The organism is Marivita sp., from assembly GCF_048006345.1.
Taxonomy (GTDB): Bacteria; Pseudomonadota; Alphaproteobacteria; order Rhodobacterales; family Rhodobacteraceae; genus Marivita.
Genome location: NZ_CP180351.1, coordinates 3,615,001 through 3,628,615 on the forward strand (window position 1 = coordinate 3,615,001; position 13,615 = coordinate 3,628,615).

At 56.5% G+C, this 13,615-nt stretch carries 16 protein-coding genes; 6 read left to right on the forward strand and 10 right to left on the reverse strand.

Translation table 11 applies throughout. The annotated features are described in order from the left end of the window. Positions 1-16 precede the first annotated feature (16 nt). On the forward strand, positions 17-571 hold the full coding sequence (locus ACMVPR_RS17635) for an ActR/PrrA/RegA family redox response regulator transcription factor (protein WP_292265920.1): 555 nt from the start codon (positions 17-19) through the stop codon (positions 569-571). On the opposite strand, the gene ACMVPR_RS17640 is transcribed toward ACMVPR_RS17635, so the two are convergent. Then, the gene (locus ACMVPR_RS17640) at positions 568-1,056 is read right to left on the reverse strand and encodes a GNAT family N-acetyltransferase (RefSeq protein WP_416883929.1); all 489 of its coding nucleotides are present in this window, start codon (positions 1,054-1,056) and stop codon (positions 568-570) included. The two genes, ACMVPR_RS17635 and ACMVPR_RS17640, sit on opposite strands and share 4 nt — an antisense overlap. Continuing rightward, on the reverse strand, positions 1,053-1,649 hold the full coding sequence (locus ACMVPR_RS17645) for a hypothetical protein (protein ID WP_416883930.1): 597 nt from the start codon (positions 1,647-1,649) through the stop codon (positions 1,053-1,055). Before ACMVPR_RS17645 ends, ACMVPR_RS17640 begins: the two co-directional genes overlap by 4 nt. 124 nt (positions 1,650-1,773) lie before the next feature. Here ACMVPR_RS17645 and ahcY point away from each other — a divergent pair, with 124 nt between their 5' ends. Beyond that, positions 1,774-3,162, forward strand: coding sequence for an adenosylhomocysteinase (ahcY, locus tag ACMVPR_RS17650; RefSeq protein ID WP_292265913.1), 1,389 nt, complete (start codon positions 1,774-1,776; stop codon positions 3,160-3,162). 382 nt (positions 3,163-3,544) lie between these two features. Here ahcY and ACMVPR_RS17655 read toward each other — a convergent pair whose 3' ends face one another. Next, positions 3,545-4,183: a response regulator gene (locus tag ACMVPR_RS17655; RefSeq protein ID WP_300584201.1), complete on the reverse strand. Its 639-nt coding sequence runs from the start codon at positions 4,181-4,183 to the stop codon at positions 3,545-3,547. A gap of 67 nt (positions 4,184-4,250) precedes the next feature. After that, positions 4,251-6,275 carry an ATP-binding protein gene (locus ACMVPR_RS17660; protein WP_416883931.1) on the reverse strand — a complete coding sequence of 675 codons (2,025 nt, stop codon included), beginning with the start codon at positions 6,273-6,275 and terminating at the stop codon, positions 4,251-4,253. 230 nt (positions 6,276-6,505) lie between these two features. Here ACMVPR_RS17660 and ACMVPR_RS17665 point away from each other — a divergent pair. After that, positions 6,506-7,263, forward strand: a protein-coding gene (locus ACMVPR_RS17665) for an IS5 family transposase (protein WP_416883932.1) whose coding sequence is annotated in 2 segments (ribosomal slippage) — positions 6,506-6,842 and positions 6,842-7,263 — 759 coding nt in all. Because the reading frame shifts where the segments join, the coding sequence is not laid out codon by codon here. Between the two features lie 232 nt (positions 7,264-7,495). Continuing rightward, a complete protein-coding gene (locus tag ACMVPR_RS17670; protein WP_300584043.1) occupies positions 7,496-8,353 on the forward strand; it encodes a hypothetical protein in 858 nt (285 codons plus the stop codon). A 129-nt stretch (positions 8,354-8,482) separates the two neighbouring features. Here ACMVPR_RS17670 and lysM read toward each other — a convergent pair whose 3' ends face one another. Then, a complete protein-coding gene (gene lysM, locus ACMVPR_RS17675; protein ID WP_416883933.1) occupies positions 8,483-8,902 on the reverse strand; it encodes a peptidoglycan-binding protein LysM in 420 nt (139 codons plus the stop codon). Between the two features lie 183 nt (positions 8,903-9,085). On the opposite strand from lysM, the gene ACMVPR_RS17680 reads away from it, so the two are divergent. Next, a complete protein-coding gene (locus ACMVPR_RS17680) occupies positions 9,086-9,427 on the forward strand; it encodes a DUF2853 family protein (RefSeq protein WP_292269838.1) in 342 nt (113 codons plus the stop codon). A 221-nt stretch (positions 9,428-9,648) separates the two neighbouring features. Here the strand turns inward: ACMVPR_RS17680 and ACMVPR_RS17685 are convergent, their stop codons facing one another. Genes ACMVPR_RS17685 through tsaD form a run of 5 tightly spaced genes read right to left on the reverse strand, consistent with a single transcriptional unit; the run spans position 9,649 to position 12,784 of the window. Then, on the reverse strand, positions 9,649-10,044 hold the full coding sequence (locus ACMVPR_RS17685; RefSeq protein WP_416883934.1) for a DUF1761 domain-containing protein: 396 nt from the start codon (positions 10,042-10,044) through the stop codon (positions 9,649-9,651). A gap of 24 nt (positions 10,045-10,068) precedes the next feature. After that, positions 10,069-10,488, reverse strand: a complete 420-nt coding sequence (locus tag ACMVPR_RS17690) for an EVE domain-containing protein (protein WP_416883935.1) — start codon at positions 10,486-10,488, stop codon at positions 10,069-10,071. Further along, the gene (locus tag ACMVPR_RS17695) at positions 10,485-10,760 is read right to left on the reverse strand and encodes a YciI family protein (protein WP_416883936.1); all 276 of its coding nucleotides are present in this window, start codon (positions 10,758-10,760) and stop codon (positions 10,485-10,487) included. The genes ACMVPR_RS17690 and ACMVPR_RS17695 overlap by 4 nt, the downstream gene beginning before the upstream one ends. Next, positions 10,761-11,705 carry an NAD(P)H-dependent glycerol-3-phosphate dehydrogenase gene (locus ACMVPR_RS17700; RefSeq protein WP_416884680.1) on the reverse strand — a complete coding sequence of 315 codons (945 nt, stop codon included), beginning with the start codon at positions 11,703-11,705 and terminating at the stop codon, positions 10,761-10,763. It lies immediately after the preceding gene. A gap of 8 nt (positions 11,706-11,713) precedes the next feature. After that, positions 11,714-12,784 carry a tRNA (adenosine(37)-N6)-threonylcarbamoyltransferase complex transferase subunit TsaD gene (tsaD, locus tag ACMVPR_RS17705; RefSeq protein ID WP_416883937.1) on the reverse strand — a complete coding sequence of 357 codons (1,071 nt, stop codon included), beginning with the start codon at positions 12,782-12,784 and terminating at the stop codon, positions 11,714-11,716. A gap of 73 nt (positions 12,785-12,857) precedes the next feature. Here tsaD and ACMVPR_RS17710 point away from each other — a divergent pair, with 73 nt between their 5' ends. Next, a complete protein-coding gene (locus ACMVPR_RS17710; protein ID WP_416883938.1) occupies positions 12,858-13,592 on the forward strand; it encodes a uroporphyrinogen-III synthase in 735 nt (244 codons plus the stop codon). The last annotated feature ends 23 nt before the right edge of the window (positions 13,593-13,615 follow it).

The following is a 13,615-nucleotide window of genomic DNA, read 5'->3' on the forward strand; positions in this document are numbered from 1 at the left end:
ACGGGAGGGAACCACGGTGAGCGAGCGTACCGGTGACGATCTTGGGGAAGACAAGAGCCTGCTTCTTGTAGACGACGACGAGCCGTTTCTGCGCCGGTTGGCCAAGGCTATGGAGAAGCGCGGTTTTGAAGTCGAAACCGCCCAATCGGTCACTGCCGGGTCCGCCATCGCAACGGCTCGGCCGCCCGCTTATGCTGTCGTCGATCTGCGGTTGGAAGATGGTAACGGGCTCGACGTGGTAGAGGTCATTCGAGACAAGCGCCCTGACAGCCGCGTGGTGGTTCTCACAGGATATGGTGCGATTGCCACGGCGGTCGCTGCGGTGAAGATTGGCGCGACCGATTACCTGTCCAAACCAGCTGACGCCACTGACATCACAAATGCTTTGCTGGCCAAGGGCGACGATCTTCCGCCGCCACCCGAAAACCCGATGAGCGCGGATCGTGTCCGTTGGGAACATATTCAGCGCGTTTACGAGCTTTGTGATCGCAACGTGTCAGAGACCGCGCGCCGTTTGAACATGCACCGCCGCACGTTGCAGCGCATCCTTGCGAAACGATCCCCGCGTTAGGTCAGGTCGTAGCGTTTGCTGACCTTGTCCACCAATTCGCCATTCGCCAAGCGTTGCGCAGGGTAGTGCGCGTACGTCTCGAACCCACGGCTTTGATAATAGGCCAAACCGCCTGTGTTGTCGGCCCGGATCGTGGCATTGATCCAGAGATAGCCCAGGTCTTTCGCGGCCTTTCTCGAAGCCTCGAACAGCTTTGATCCGACCCCAAGACCGGTTTTCCCCAAACGCACGAAACTGGCTATATCGCAGGCGTCTGGTGGCAGGTCTGGATAGGGTTCAATGAACTGGAACCCAAGGATTTCTCCCGAAACGTCCTCTGCGACATGCCATGCGGATTGGGTGGGTGCGCGCTGCATCCACTCCAATATGGTATCCCGTGAAACCCGCGAGGTGTGTGCCGTTGTGCCACCCTTTTCGATGATGGCATCCAAAAGCTCTGCCATCTGCCGCGCGTCGAGTTTGCCTGCGCGCCGGATTGTGATCACACCATTCCTCCGATCAGCGCCGCATGCCGTATCGTGAAGTCATTGCGCACCTCGACCGGCGGGCGGAGCACGATGGACAGATCTGCAATCAAATCCAGATCAGGCGCGCCAAAGAACCTGTCGGCCTCTGCGCGTGTGAATCCGGCGATCTGCGTCGCTTCCATCCAGGCGCTGATGCGGTCCGCCTTCTTGATCTGTTTCTTGAGCTTGGCTGGAGTGACGGCAGGCAGGCCAAAGCGAATGTGAATGGCTGATGTCAGCCTGTCATCCAGCGCACCGTAGCCCGGACCCACCGCTGCCTTGACCGGAGAGATCATGTCCCCGATCACGTATTCTGGCGCATCGTGCAAAAGCGCCGTCAGTCGTTCAGCCGCCGAGGCTTTGGGGCAAAGACGCCCGAACAGGGTTTCCACCAAAAGCGAATGCTCGGCTACGGAATAGGCATAATCCCCAAAGGTCTGCCCGTTCCAGCGCGCCACGAAAGCCAGTCCGTGCGCGATGTCTTCAATTTCGATGTCGACCGGCGTCGGGTCCAGCAGGTCCAGCCGTCGTCCAGACAACATGCGTTGCCACGCGCGTGGGGGTTTTGCCATGGTGTGCCTCGTTTTCGTCTTGGGTAGAACGCGGCCCCCCGGTTGTAAACAGCGCCGCATTGCCGGGAGTGCGACCCCGTGCTAACTGCCCTTCCAACCAAGGTTGACATGTGGAGTGCCGGGAATGGCCAAAGATTATATCGTCAAGGACATCGCGCTGGCTGGGTTTGGCCGCAAGGAACTGGACATCGCCGAAACGGAGATGCCGGGCCTGATGGCGCTGCGCGAAGAATATGGCGCGGAGAAGCCGCTGACCGGGGCGCGTATTGTGGGATCGCTTCACATGACGATCCAAACGGCGGTGCTGATCGAAACGCTCGTAGCGCTGGGCGCTGATGTGCGCTGGGCGTCCTGCAACATCTTCTCGACGCAGGATCATGCAGCGGCGGCGATCGCAGAGGCAGGCGTGCCGGTCTTTGCGATCAAAGGTCAAACGCTGGAAGAGCATTGGGATTACCTCGACAAGTCGTTCATGTTCCCCGAAGGCGCGAACATGATCCTCGACGATGGTGGCGATGCGACGCTCTACGTCTTGCTTGGTGCGCGCGCGGAAGCCGGGGAAGAGATCATTCCCGTGCCGCAATCCGAGGAAGAAGAGGTGATCAAGAAGCAGATCGCCAAGCGTATGGCGCAAAGCCCCGGTTGGTTCACCAAGACACGTGATGCGATCAAGGGTGTGTCCGAGGAAACGACCACGGGCGTTCATCGCCTTTATGATCTCCACAAGAAGGGGATGCTGCCGTTCCCCGCGATCAACGTGAACGATTCCGTGACCAAGTCGAAGTTCGACAACAAGTACGGCTGCAAGGAATCACTGGTCGATGGCATCCGCCGTGCCACTGACACGATGATGGCAGGCAAGGTCGCCGTTGTCTGTGGATATGGTGACGTGGGCAAAGGTTCTGCCGCGTCGCTGGCAGGTGCCGGTGCCCGTGTGAAAGTGACCGAAGCCGACCCGATCTGTGCGCTTCAGGCCGCGATGGACGGGTTTGAGGTTGTTCTGCTGGAAGACGTGGTCTCGACCGCGGACATCTTCATCACAACCACCGGCAACAAGGACGTGATCCGTATCGAGCATATGCGCGAGATGAAGGACATGGCCATCGTCGGCAACATTGGCCACTTCGACAACGAAATTCAGGTGGCGTCCTTGCGCAACCATAAGTGGACGAACATCAAGGAACAGGTGGACATGATCGAGATGCCCTCGGGCAATCGCATCATCCTGCTCTCCGAGGGCCGTCTGCTGAATCTCGGCAACGCCACAGGCCACCCGTCTTTCGTGATGTCCGCATCCTTCACAAACCAGGTGCTGGCGCAGATCGAACTGTGGAAGAATGGCGGCGAATACGAGAACAAGGTCTACATCCTTCCCAAGCATCTCGACGAAAAAGTCGCCCGCCTGCATCTGGGCCGGATCGGTGTGAAACTCACCCAACTTTCGCCCGAGCAGGCCGCGTATATCGGCGTCACTCCGGAAGGACCGTTCAAGCCGGAGCACTACCGGTACTAAGCCAATCGGCAAAAACCAGCTCACTGAATACGAAAGGCCCGGCGTTCACGTCTGGGCCTTTTTCCTTTTTGTGTCAGAGGTGTAGTCGCGATTTCTAGCTATCCAGAAAATCCCATCCTGAAAAGGGCGGTGGTTGGTCGGCTTGCTTCCATTCGGCGCGCGGATGGCAAAGATAAATCGTTCAAAGAGCGTTCATTCTTTGTCCAACATCAGGTCTCGTGCCAAGCTGGTCTCCTTTGCAGAAACCAGCTTGAATCACGCCCACACCGCGGTGCGAATCCTTTTTGTCAACACGGCCCAATCTGGAACATAAACTGAACCAGAGGCGCCATTGCGAAATAGACCGAATAGTCCGAATACCCTGACGACGGACACTCGCGGATCACAAATGGCGCTGCGGGTTCAAGAGACCTTCACGTACTGCGTATGCCAAGAGTTCTGCCAGGGAGCGGACGTTCAGCTTTGCCATGAGGCTGGCGCGGTGGTTCTCCACGGTTTTCACACTGATCGAAAAAGTTTCCGCAATTTGCTTCGTGGAGTGTCCAGCGCAGATTTGGCTGAGAATCTGTCTTTCGCGCTTTGTCAGGGTCAGTTCAACATCCGCGTTAACGGTGATCGCGCGCGCATCACTTGAAAGAACCGTGCCTCCGCGCAGGATAGTTGGAATGGCCTCTTCGAACTCGGTGATGTCTCCACGCTTCGTAAAGATGCCGTGCACTCCGGCATGAACCATCTCGTTCAGAAGGTTGGCCGACGTAATGCCCGTGAAAATGACAATCCGCGTTCCCGGTGACCATCGCTGAACCTCCGTCACAACCGAAATCCCTTGTGCATGTGGCATTGCAATATCGAGCGTCAGAAGATCAGGTTTGTATTTCTTTGCGGCTACAATCGTAGCCAGACCATCGGTCGCTTCGGCGACAATCTCGATTTCCGACAATGAAGACAGGATCTGCATAATCCCGGCGCGCAGCAGCTTGTGATCATCTGCAACAACTGCGGTATACTTAGGAACTTGCATTTTCACCTACACGCAACTCAAAATTTATCAGCAAGCGTTAAGGAATATGCCAGCGCAATCAAGTATTTCATCGGTCTGCCTTTGGGATGCAGACACGCGCGATCGTCCCGCGCCCGGCTTCGGAAACTAGTTCAAAATGAAAGCCGTTTTCCTCGGTTAACTGTTGCACGATTGAAAGGCCGAGCCCGGACCCAGGGTATTCTCCAGCCCGCTGAAACGGCTGCATGATGTCCTTCAACTGAGCTTTTTGTATGCCGGTTCCGCTGTCATGGATTTCAATCCGAACCCATTGATCCGCGCTTCGCGCCCCCATGACGATCTTTCCACTGGATGTGTTCTTGATCGCGTTCGAAAGAAGGTTCGTGACAATCCGCATCACGGCAAAAACTGTACCCCGTGACTGCAACGTGCTGGGGACCATCACCAGTTTCACACCCTTGCCAGCGGCCTCTTCCTGAAACATGCTGTACGCATGATTGAGCACGGTACCGACCTCGAAAGGTTCGTCGCTGATTATTGGCGGAAGTGCCGCGTGTGACACCAGCGAGTCTACCGACTGCGCAGAGTCTGCGGGTTGATGCTCGGTGATATTGCGTCGCAACAATTCGTCCAGATAGTCGAACGCAGCGTCAATGTCTGCGCTTGCCTTTCCCTTCATGTCGCGCATCGTCAAGCGCAGAGACGTGAGCGGCTGTTGCATGTCATGCGCTGCCGCGGAAAGGGCTTCGGCCATCGCAAGCTTTTCCTTGGTCGCCCGGATTTCTGCGCGCAAGGAGTTCTCCGTATCAATCCTCATACCGCGCACTTGATAAAACAGCGCCAGTGAGAACATGAAGACCTCAAACATCAGCGCATACCGCGTCAGAGAATGCGCAAAGGTCAGAAGATGTGTGTCGGAAAGAAATGCTGCGACGAGCAACCAATAGATCGATGCAGTCAAAACCGTGTTGCCAAGCAAGAAAAGGACGCTGCCTCTAAGCTTGTACACGTACGCCAACACTCCGGACACGGGTGACAATGTGAATAACAGGGCCGTCACAGGATAGGTGATATTGCCTGGAATGGGTTGGGGAAGAAGCAGATCACCAAGAGCAAAGATTATGGGCAGAACTGATGCTATTGCCAGAAAGGTGCAATAGCGAGGCACCGCATTCTCGCCCATCAAATAGGCACGTTGAAAGAACAGAATTCCAACAAGCATCAAATTAAAGAAGATGCTTTCAATAATGATCGTATCTGCAATCAAGGGATATGGGAAAAACAGATAGAGGTGCCCTCCAAGGTCCAAAAGAGACACCACTACAGACGACACATAAATCGTGTAAGGTATCGTCGCGACGTGTCGAATGGCGACCATGAATACCACTGCGACGCTTGCAAACCCTGATGCGAGTGCCAATTTGACGAACGCAGTTATCGTCTCAAAACGCCTGCGGTTATCGTAGCCATCCTCGGTTTCGAAGGTCATCGGAAAGCTGGACGACCCGTTGGAATAGGACACGTAAATCGTTGCGGTTGATTGCGCAGGCAAAGAGAAGGCGACATGCGGGTGAACATCGATTCCATGCCATTCTGAATACTTGAGGTTTTGATAAATGGGGTCTGTCGGTTGAGGTGCGCCATCCACAATAAGATGGACTGTCATTAAGTTGCGGTACGTCGTGTTGCTGGCAAGCATCCAAGTCTGCGCAGTGTCCGTAGGGTTTTTGACGCGCGTTTTAAGATGCACGAGGTTCCAAATCCGGCCGAATCCGATCTCTTGTGAAGTCACAGGTTCGAACTTCCCCTCGCGATCCAATGACAGAACATCGTTTAGGGACGTGCCGGTATATTCGATGTCCCGCGGTGCATAGTCGCCGATGACGTATGCGGTGAACGGGACTGCATCATAAGGCGCATAGTTTGGGTTCAGCAAGAGAACCGGCGCCTCTGCCCAAAGCGCAGACGCGCTCCAGATCAGAAGAACACCAGCCCACAACGATATCAGCTGTGCTCGTACGGATGAAGCCTGCAGCAAACGCTGTTCCTTTTCGGCACGTCTTTGGCATTTTGACAAAGGTTTGCCTCTGGGGAAATGGGGTAAATCACTCATTTCGCTCTGACATACGGCGAAGGCCAAAAAGGTAAATTAGGTGATTTACCCTATAGAAAAGCGCACGACTGTATCGAATACCTACGTTCAGAACATCCACCGGTTGCACCTTTAATGAATGTCTGGCTGGCGCGGTTCGTTTAACCGCTCACCAAACTGTTCATTAGGGTCAGGATGCATTGATTTCGGTCGCACGGCGTGATTCACGGCTCAGAAAATGGAGCGGTGACATGAGCGACCTTTACTGGCTGACTGACGAGCAGATGGCTAAGCTCGCCCTTTTCTTCCCGAAGTCGCACGGCAAGCCGCGGGTTGATGACAGGCGGGTTCTGAGTGGGATTATCTTCATCAATCGCAATGGGTTGCGCTGGCGGGACGCGCCTGCCGCCTATGGTCCACACAAGACGCTCTACAGCCGGTGGAAACGTTGGAGCGAGAAAGGAATTTTCGCGCGGATGATGGCGGGGTTGGCTACGAACCACGGTGAGAAGACGACCGTGATGATCGATGCAACATACCTGAAGGCACATCGAACGGCGACCAGCATGGCCGCCAAAAAAGGGGGCGCGGTCGCCTGATCGGTCGCACCAAGGGCGGCATGAACACCAAGCTTCATGCCATCTGTGACAGCCAGGGACGACCGCTCGATCTGTTCGTCACCGCTGGACAGGTGAGCGACTACATCGGCGCGCGGGCGCTTCTCGGTAGCCTGCCAAACGTCAAATGGCTGCTCGGAGATCGCGGCTATGACGCCGACTGGTTCAGGGAAGCGTTGAAAGACAAAGGCATACGCGCCTGCATTCCCGGCCGGAAGCAACGTAAGACGCTGATCAAGTACGACAAGCGTCGCTACAAGCGGAGAAATCGTATCGAGATCATGTTCGGCAGGCTCAAGGATTCGCGGCGTGTGACGACCCGCTATGGTCGATGCCCCGAGGTGTTCCTATCGGCCATCGCACTCGCGGCGACCGTCATCTATTGGTTATAAATCCTGACCCTAAGCCAATCGGCAAAAACCAGCTCACTGAATACGAAAGGCCCGGCGTTCACGTCTGGGCCTTTTTCCATTTTGTGTCAGAGGTGTAGTCTGCCAAGTCGCGATCAGTCGACCTCAGTTTGGTTTTTGAGAATTCCGCCAGCGACAAAAGACTTTTGAGGAATCGCACGGACGTGGTTTCATTGCACCATTCAAGCCTACGCATATTCGGTTCGAGGTTGAGATGGGCAATTACCGCGACCATCCGGCGATCAAGGAAATCCGAAACGCCAACTTTCCAAGGTTCAAACCAGAACTATGGTGTTCGGAATTCGTCGAAATCTGTCATGCCTTGCCTGTGCGATTGCCGGGCGGAGGTGTGAAAAAGGTCGCCATCACACGCTACAAGTCAGGCACGGGAGGCGATGCTTACAAACGGGCGGGCACGCTTAGAAGCCACCTGCAAAAGAACTCCGAAGTTCAAAAAGATAAGAACGCAAAGAATTGGCTGGATGTTTCGAAACATCGGATCAGGATGGCGTTTTGTGGACATGCCACTCTCGAAGAAATCTCGCTTCTTTGCGAGCTTTCACTGAAGGCGGGTCTTGTCTCGGTAGATCGTCTTCAGGCTTGGATCGACCAGGATCAAGTGATCGGGTTGGACTGCAATGGTTTTACAAACGCGTACTACACGGCCATCGGATGTTTTCTTGAAAATCCAATTCACTACCACAACAAGTACAAGCAAATCGCCGGTGTCGCGCATAATTGGTACGACATCGACTACGACAGCGTTGTTCTGTGGGCGCGGCCAAAGAAATCGGAAGAGAAAAAAGACCTTTGGGAGGTCATACCCAACGGACACAAAGGGCCAGATCACCATGCCCATATCGGGGTGATTGATCATGTTCTAAATGATGAGGTGGTGGTGTGTCAGCACGGCTCGAACGTTGGTCCCAGGATGTCGACGTACAAGATCGTTTCTGAACCACCCAGTAAGGCAAAGGGCAAAGAGGTTTGGTATTTGCGCGAGATCGGCACGTCAAAGACGCAGACTGTCATCCTGACGAAGACTATGCCGACATATGCTGCCGGCGAATAAATTCGTCAGCAGCACGTTTGCTCGGTTGGAAGCGATTTTGTGTTGTCTTCGAAGTTGGTTTACCGCGCATCTAGCGACATTGAACTTTGGACAACCGAAAGACCCAAAGCCAACTTCGGGTAGGCGCGCTTACGCCTTTGCCGGGATTCGCAGAACCTGACCGGGGTAGATCTTGTCAGGATGGCTGAGCATCGGGCGATTGGCCTCGAAAATCGCGTTGTACTTTGATCCTTTGCCGAGGGTCTTTTCGGCGATCGCCCAAAGCGTGTCGCCTTTGACGACCGTGTGGAACACGGGCTCATCCGATGTGTCCGCCTCGACGGCAGACACGCCTTCGACGTTGCCGACGGCAAGGATCACCTTTTCCCGTTCTTCCTGCGTCATGTCTCCGCCGGAGACGACAACCTTGTCCCCCTCGACCTTGATCTCGGCACCTTTGGTGTCGAGCCCCAGATCGGCAACTTCCTTTTCCAGAATGGCTGCTGTCGGCAGATCGTCGCCACCGACCAATTTGCGCCCCGCGGATTTCACGAAATTCCAAAGTCCCATATGCCCTCCTATGGCTGTGTGTCGAAGCCAGCTTTGCGTGGCTTTCACGTCCACTCTAGGGGGAAAACGGGACGGTGAAACGCAAAACGAGATTTTTCATTGCCCCATGCAGGGGATTTTGCCACCTTTCCCAATGTAGGGGGCCGGTCCTCCGGGGAACCAAGACTTCACAGGGAGACAGTGATGGGTAAGAGAGACGATTTGATCGCAAAGTATGCGGACGACCTGAAGAACAAGTGCGGCATGACGCCGGACATGGATCTGCTGACAAAAGTCACGATCGGTTGTGGGCCCGCTATCTACAACGACGATGCGTCGACGGTTGCGGGGTCGCAGGCGTCCGAACTTGAAACGGTCAAGACCAATTTCCTCATCAAGAAGCTTGGTCTGAAGGACGGTCCGGAATTGATGGATGCGATCAATTCGGTCATCGAGACCTATGGCAAGTCCGAACGGAACAAGTATCGCGCGGTGGTTTACTACATGTTGACCAAGCATTTCGGCAAAGAGTCCGTCTACGGATAAGCCCTGTCCATGGGATTGATCTGAGAGCGCTCCATCTGGGGCGCTCTATTCATTTGAAGTTGTCTCAAATCAGAGGGACTTGGTGTTTGGTCCTGAGCGTCGTTTAAGGTACAACCACAAAGACGGTCAGGACGACCGAAACCATATTCAGTTTACGCGCGTGGTGACTTGGGAGCGCGGGGACGGAGGGTTTCGGTTTCGGCCGGACCCTCCGTTTGAATTCAGAAAAGTGGGATCACGGCACCGATGACCGCGGATCCGAATGTGGCGTAGCCAGCATCGATCAATGTCAGTTTGAACGGTCGACCCGCAAAGCCGTAATTCGTGGCCAGCCAAGGCGCTGCGAAACAAGCACCGATGCCGAGGCCTGACTTAAAGCCTTTGGATACGGTCACGATGCCCAGCATATTGAATGCGTAATACATCGTCGCGGCAACGATCATCGCCGAAACGATGCTTATCACATATGGAAGAGGGCTTTTCTGATTGGCGGGCCTGCCGTTTGCGTCGGTGGCAACGCCAGATGCTTTGACCCAAGGTTTGGCAAAGAGGCTGTACCACACCGCGCCAAATGCCCATCCTGTCAGACCGGCTGCGATTATTGGAAGGAAAGACATGTCCGTTTCTCCACCTTGGTCGACCTACCCGGTGATGCCCGCAAGGTCGCAGATGATGCGCCATTCGGTTTCCGTAACGGGCTGTACGGAAAGGCGTGAGTTGTTAACCAGAACCATCTGTGACAGCCGTTCATCCGCCTTGATCTGTTCGAGTGTGACCGGCGTCTTCACCGGCTGCACCGCCTTGATGTCCACACATTCCCAACGTGCGTCATCGGTCTTGCTGTCGGGATGTGCCTCCGCGATCACCTCGACCGTGCCGACAATCGCTTTCTCGGACTGTGAATGGTAGAAGAACCCTTTGTCTCCGATGGCCATCTCGCGCATGAAATTGCGCGCCTGGTAGTTGCGCACGCCGTCCCATTCTTCACCGGCATCGCCTTTGGCGACCTGATCGTCCCACGACCAGCTGGACGGTTCTGATTTGAACAGCCAGTACCTCATCCGCTGATCACACGCTTCCATGGGATCAGCTCGACGCTCTCGAAGAGACCGGCCTTGGCGTAAGGGTCGCTATCGGCCCAGTTTTGCGCAGCTGCCATGTCAGCGACGTCGAGGATCACCAGAGATCCGATCATCTGTTCAGCGTCGTCCAGCAACGGACCGGCCTGAGACACCACACCCGTGGCGTCGATATAGGCCAGATGGGCGTCGCGGTTGGCTTTGCGGGTTTCCAGAGCGCCGGCTTTGTCGCGCGCGATCAGGGCGATGAGCATTTATTCTTCCTTCAATGGACGGGTCATAAGCGTTTCTATGGCATCCGTGATCGTCGTTGAACCCTCAACAAGACGTGTCACGGTTTGTGTGATCGGAAGGTCGAGGCCCTTTTGCTTTGCGATCTCAGACATGGCTTTGGCGGTCGCCGCGCCCTCGACCGTGATGGTGGGATCGAACGTTTCGCCGCGGCCCAGAGACAGACCAAGCTGGTAGTTGCGAGAGAGGTCCGAGGTGCAAGTCAGGGCGAGGTCGCCCAGCCCGGAAAGCCCGGAAAGTGTGTCCGGACGCGCGCCGTAAACCGCTCCGATCCTTTGCATTTCCGCAAAGCCCCTGGTCATCGTTGCGGCACGCGCGCTGTCACCAAGCCCGGCACCGATCACCGCGCCGCAGGCAATCGCCATGACATTTTTCAATGCGCCGCCAAGTTCCGCGCCAATGGTGTCGGTGGTCCGGTAGAGACGCAGGGTTGGTGTGGTCAGTACCGACTGTAGTTCCTTGCCTGTCGGCGCGCTGGCGCAGGCCAGGGTCAACGCCGTGGGTCGCCCAATCGCGATATCTGCGGCAAAGCTGGGGCCCGTCAGGATGGATGTCATCGCACCGGGAAGCACATCCTCTAGAACGCGGGTTGGACCAAGTCCCGTGCTCAGTTCAATGCCCTTACAGCATGCCACGAGCGGCGTATCGCTGGTGCCGATCTGCGCTGCCGCTGTCCGCATGGCCTGCAGCGGCACAGCCACCAGCAAGGCAATTCCATTTGTGACGCGTGACATGTCCTGCGTGACCGTCAGGCTGTCCGGAAAGGGAGCGCTCGGAAGATAGACTCTGTTGCACCGCAACCTGTCCATATCACGCGCCTGATCCGCATTGCGGCACCAGAGCGTGACGGGTTGCCCGGTTTTGGAAAGCGCGATGGCAAGAGCAGTGCCGAACGCACCGGCGCCCATAACGCCGATCACGCCTTGGCCCCTTTCTTGCCGCTGCCCAGAGCCGCGGGGGCGGCACGGTCAAGCGGCCATCTGGGACGGGCGGTCAAGGTCAGATCATCCGCACCCTCTACAGTGAACTTCTCGGCACCGGCATAGGCAATCATCGCCGCGTTGTCGGTGCAAAGTGCCAAAGGCGGGGCGACAAACGGAATGCCGTGTTTCGCAGAAAGTGTCTCTAACGCAGCGCGTAGCTCTGTATTTGCGGCGACCCCTCCCGCGACGGCGAAACCGGAAAGCCCCTCAGAGGCGTTCAGCGCACGTTTCGATTTTTCAATCAAAACATCGCGGATTGCCGCCTGAAACCCGGCGCAGAGGTCATCGACGTCCTGCGTATGTAGCCCGCCCTGGTCAGCAACAAGCTGGTCGCGCTGGCGCAGCAGGGCTGTCTTGAGGCCTGAGAACGACAGATCGCAGCCCGGTCGATCCAGAAGCGGACGCGGGAAGACGAAGCGCAATTCATCACCAGACCGGGCATGTTGCTCGACCGAAGGTCCTCCGGGTTGCGGTAGCCCAAGCAGGCGTGCGGTCTTGTCGAACGCCTCTCCTGGGGCATCGTCGATCGTGCTGCCAAGACGCGAGAAGGTCGTCGGGCCCTCGACACGCAGAAATTGGCAATGCCCACCGGACACCAGAAGGATGAGATACGGATAGTCCAACCCGTCAGTCAGACGCGGGGTCAGGGCATGTCCGGCCAGGTGGTTGACCCCGATCAGCGGTTTTCCTGTCGCGACGCTCAGGCCCTTGGCCATCATCACACCCGACAGCACACCGCCGATCAGGCCAGGTCCAGCAGTGACGGCGATCGCGTCGATCTTCGAGAAGGACATACCTGCCTCGGCCAGGGCGCGTTCGACACAAAGGTCCAGCTTTTCGACATGGGCGCGCGCTGCGATCTCGGGCACGACACCGCCATAGGCCGCGTGCAACGCTGTTTGATCGGCAACTACCGACGAGAGAATCTCGCGCCCGCGCAGAACGGCGGCGGCTGTATCGTCACAGCTGCTTTCCAGCCCAAGTACGGTGATGTCGTGGCTCATCCGAGTTTCCGTTGCACCCATGAGGCTCAGCAGTTACCACCCTTGGGTGCTGCTCACAACAACACGGGATGCCATGGCTGCCCCACGCCCCCTGCTGCTCCTCACGCGACCGCAGGCGTCTTCCGAGGCGTTCTGGGCGGCATTGCCAAGGCAGATACGTGATCATGTCGATTTTTTAATCAATCCACTCATGTCGATCCACTTCACTGGTCCTTTACCCGAAATGCATGGGGTGGCCGGGTTGATCTTCACCTCTGCCAACGCTCTAGATGCCTATGCGGCGCTTGGTGGGACAGCTTTGGACATTCCCGCGATTGCCGTCGGCACGGGAACGGGCAAGGCGCTGCGCGCGTTTGGGTTCAAAGCGGATATCGCAGGGGGAACAGCGGATCAGGTGGTAGAGCATGTTTTGCGACATGGGTATTCCGGCCCGCTGCTGCATCTGCGCGGCGAAAACGCGATTGGGGATATTGCGAAGCGTTTGACAGATGCGGGCGTGGAAACCTCGGAAGCCGTCCTATATACGCAGGAGCTTGAAACTTTTGCGCAGGACACGCGGGAGGCTTTGTCGCAAGACAGACCGATACTCGCGCCGGTATTCTCGCCCCGGACGGCTCGGCAACTTGGCCGCGAATCGCTGGGGTTTGACAACTTCCGGTTTGCCGCGATCAGTCAGGCCGTTGCGGACGCGCTGCCTGCGGATGCGGCACACAGAACGAAGGTATCGCGTCGACCCGATCGTGACGGGATGATCGAGTTGGTACGGGAGATGGTCACAGACGCCGTGAGTCTTGAGCGGCGGCTGTGAGAGTTGTAAGGTAAAGTTGACAT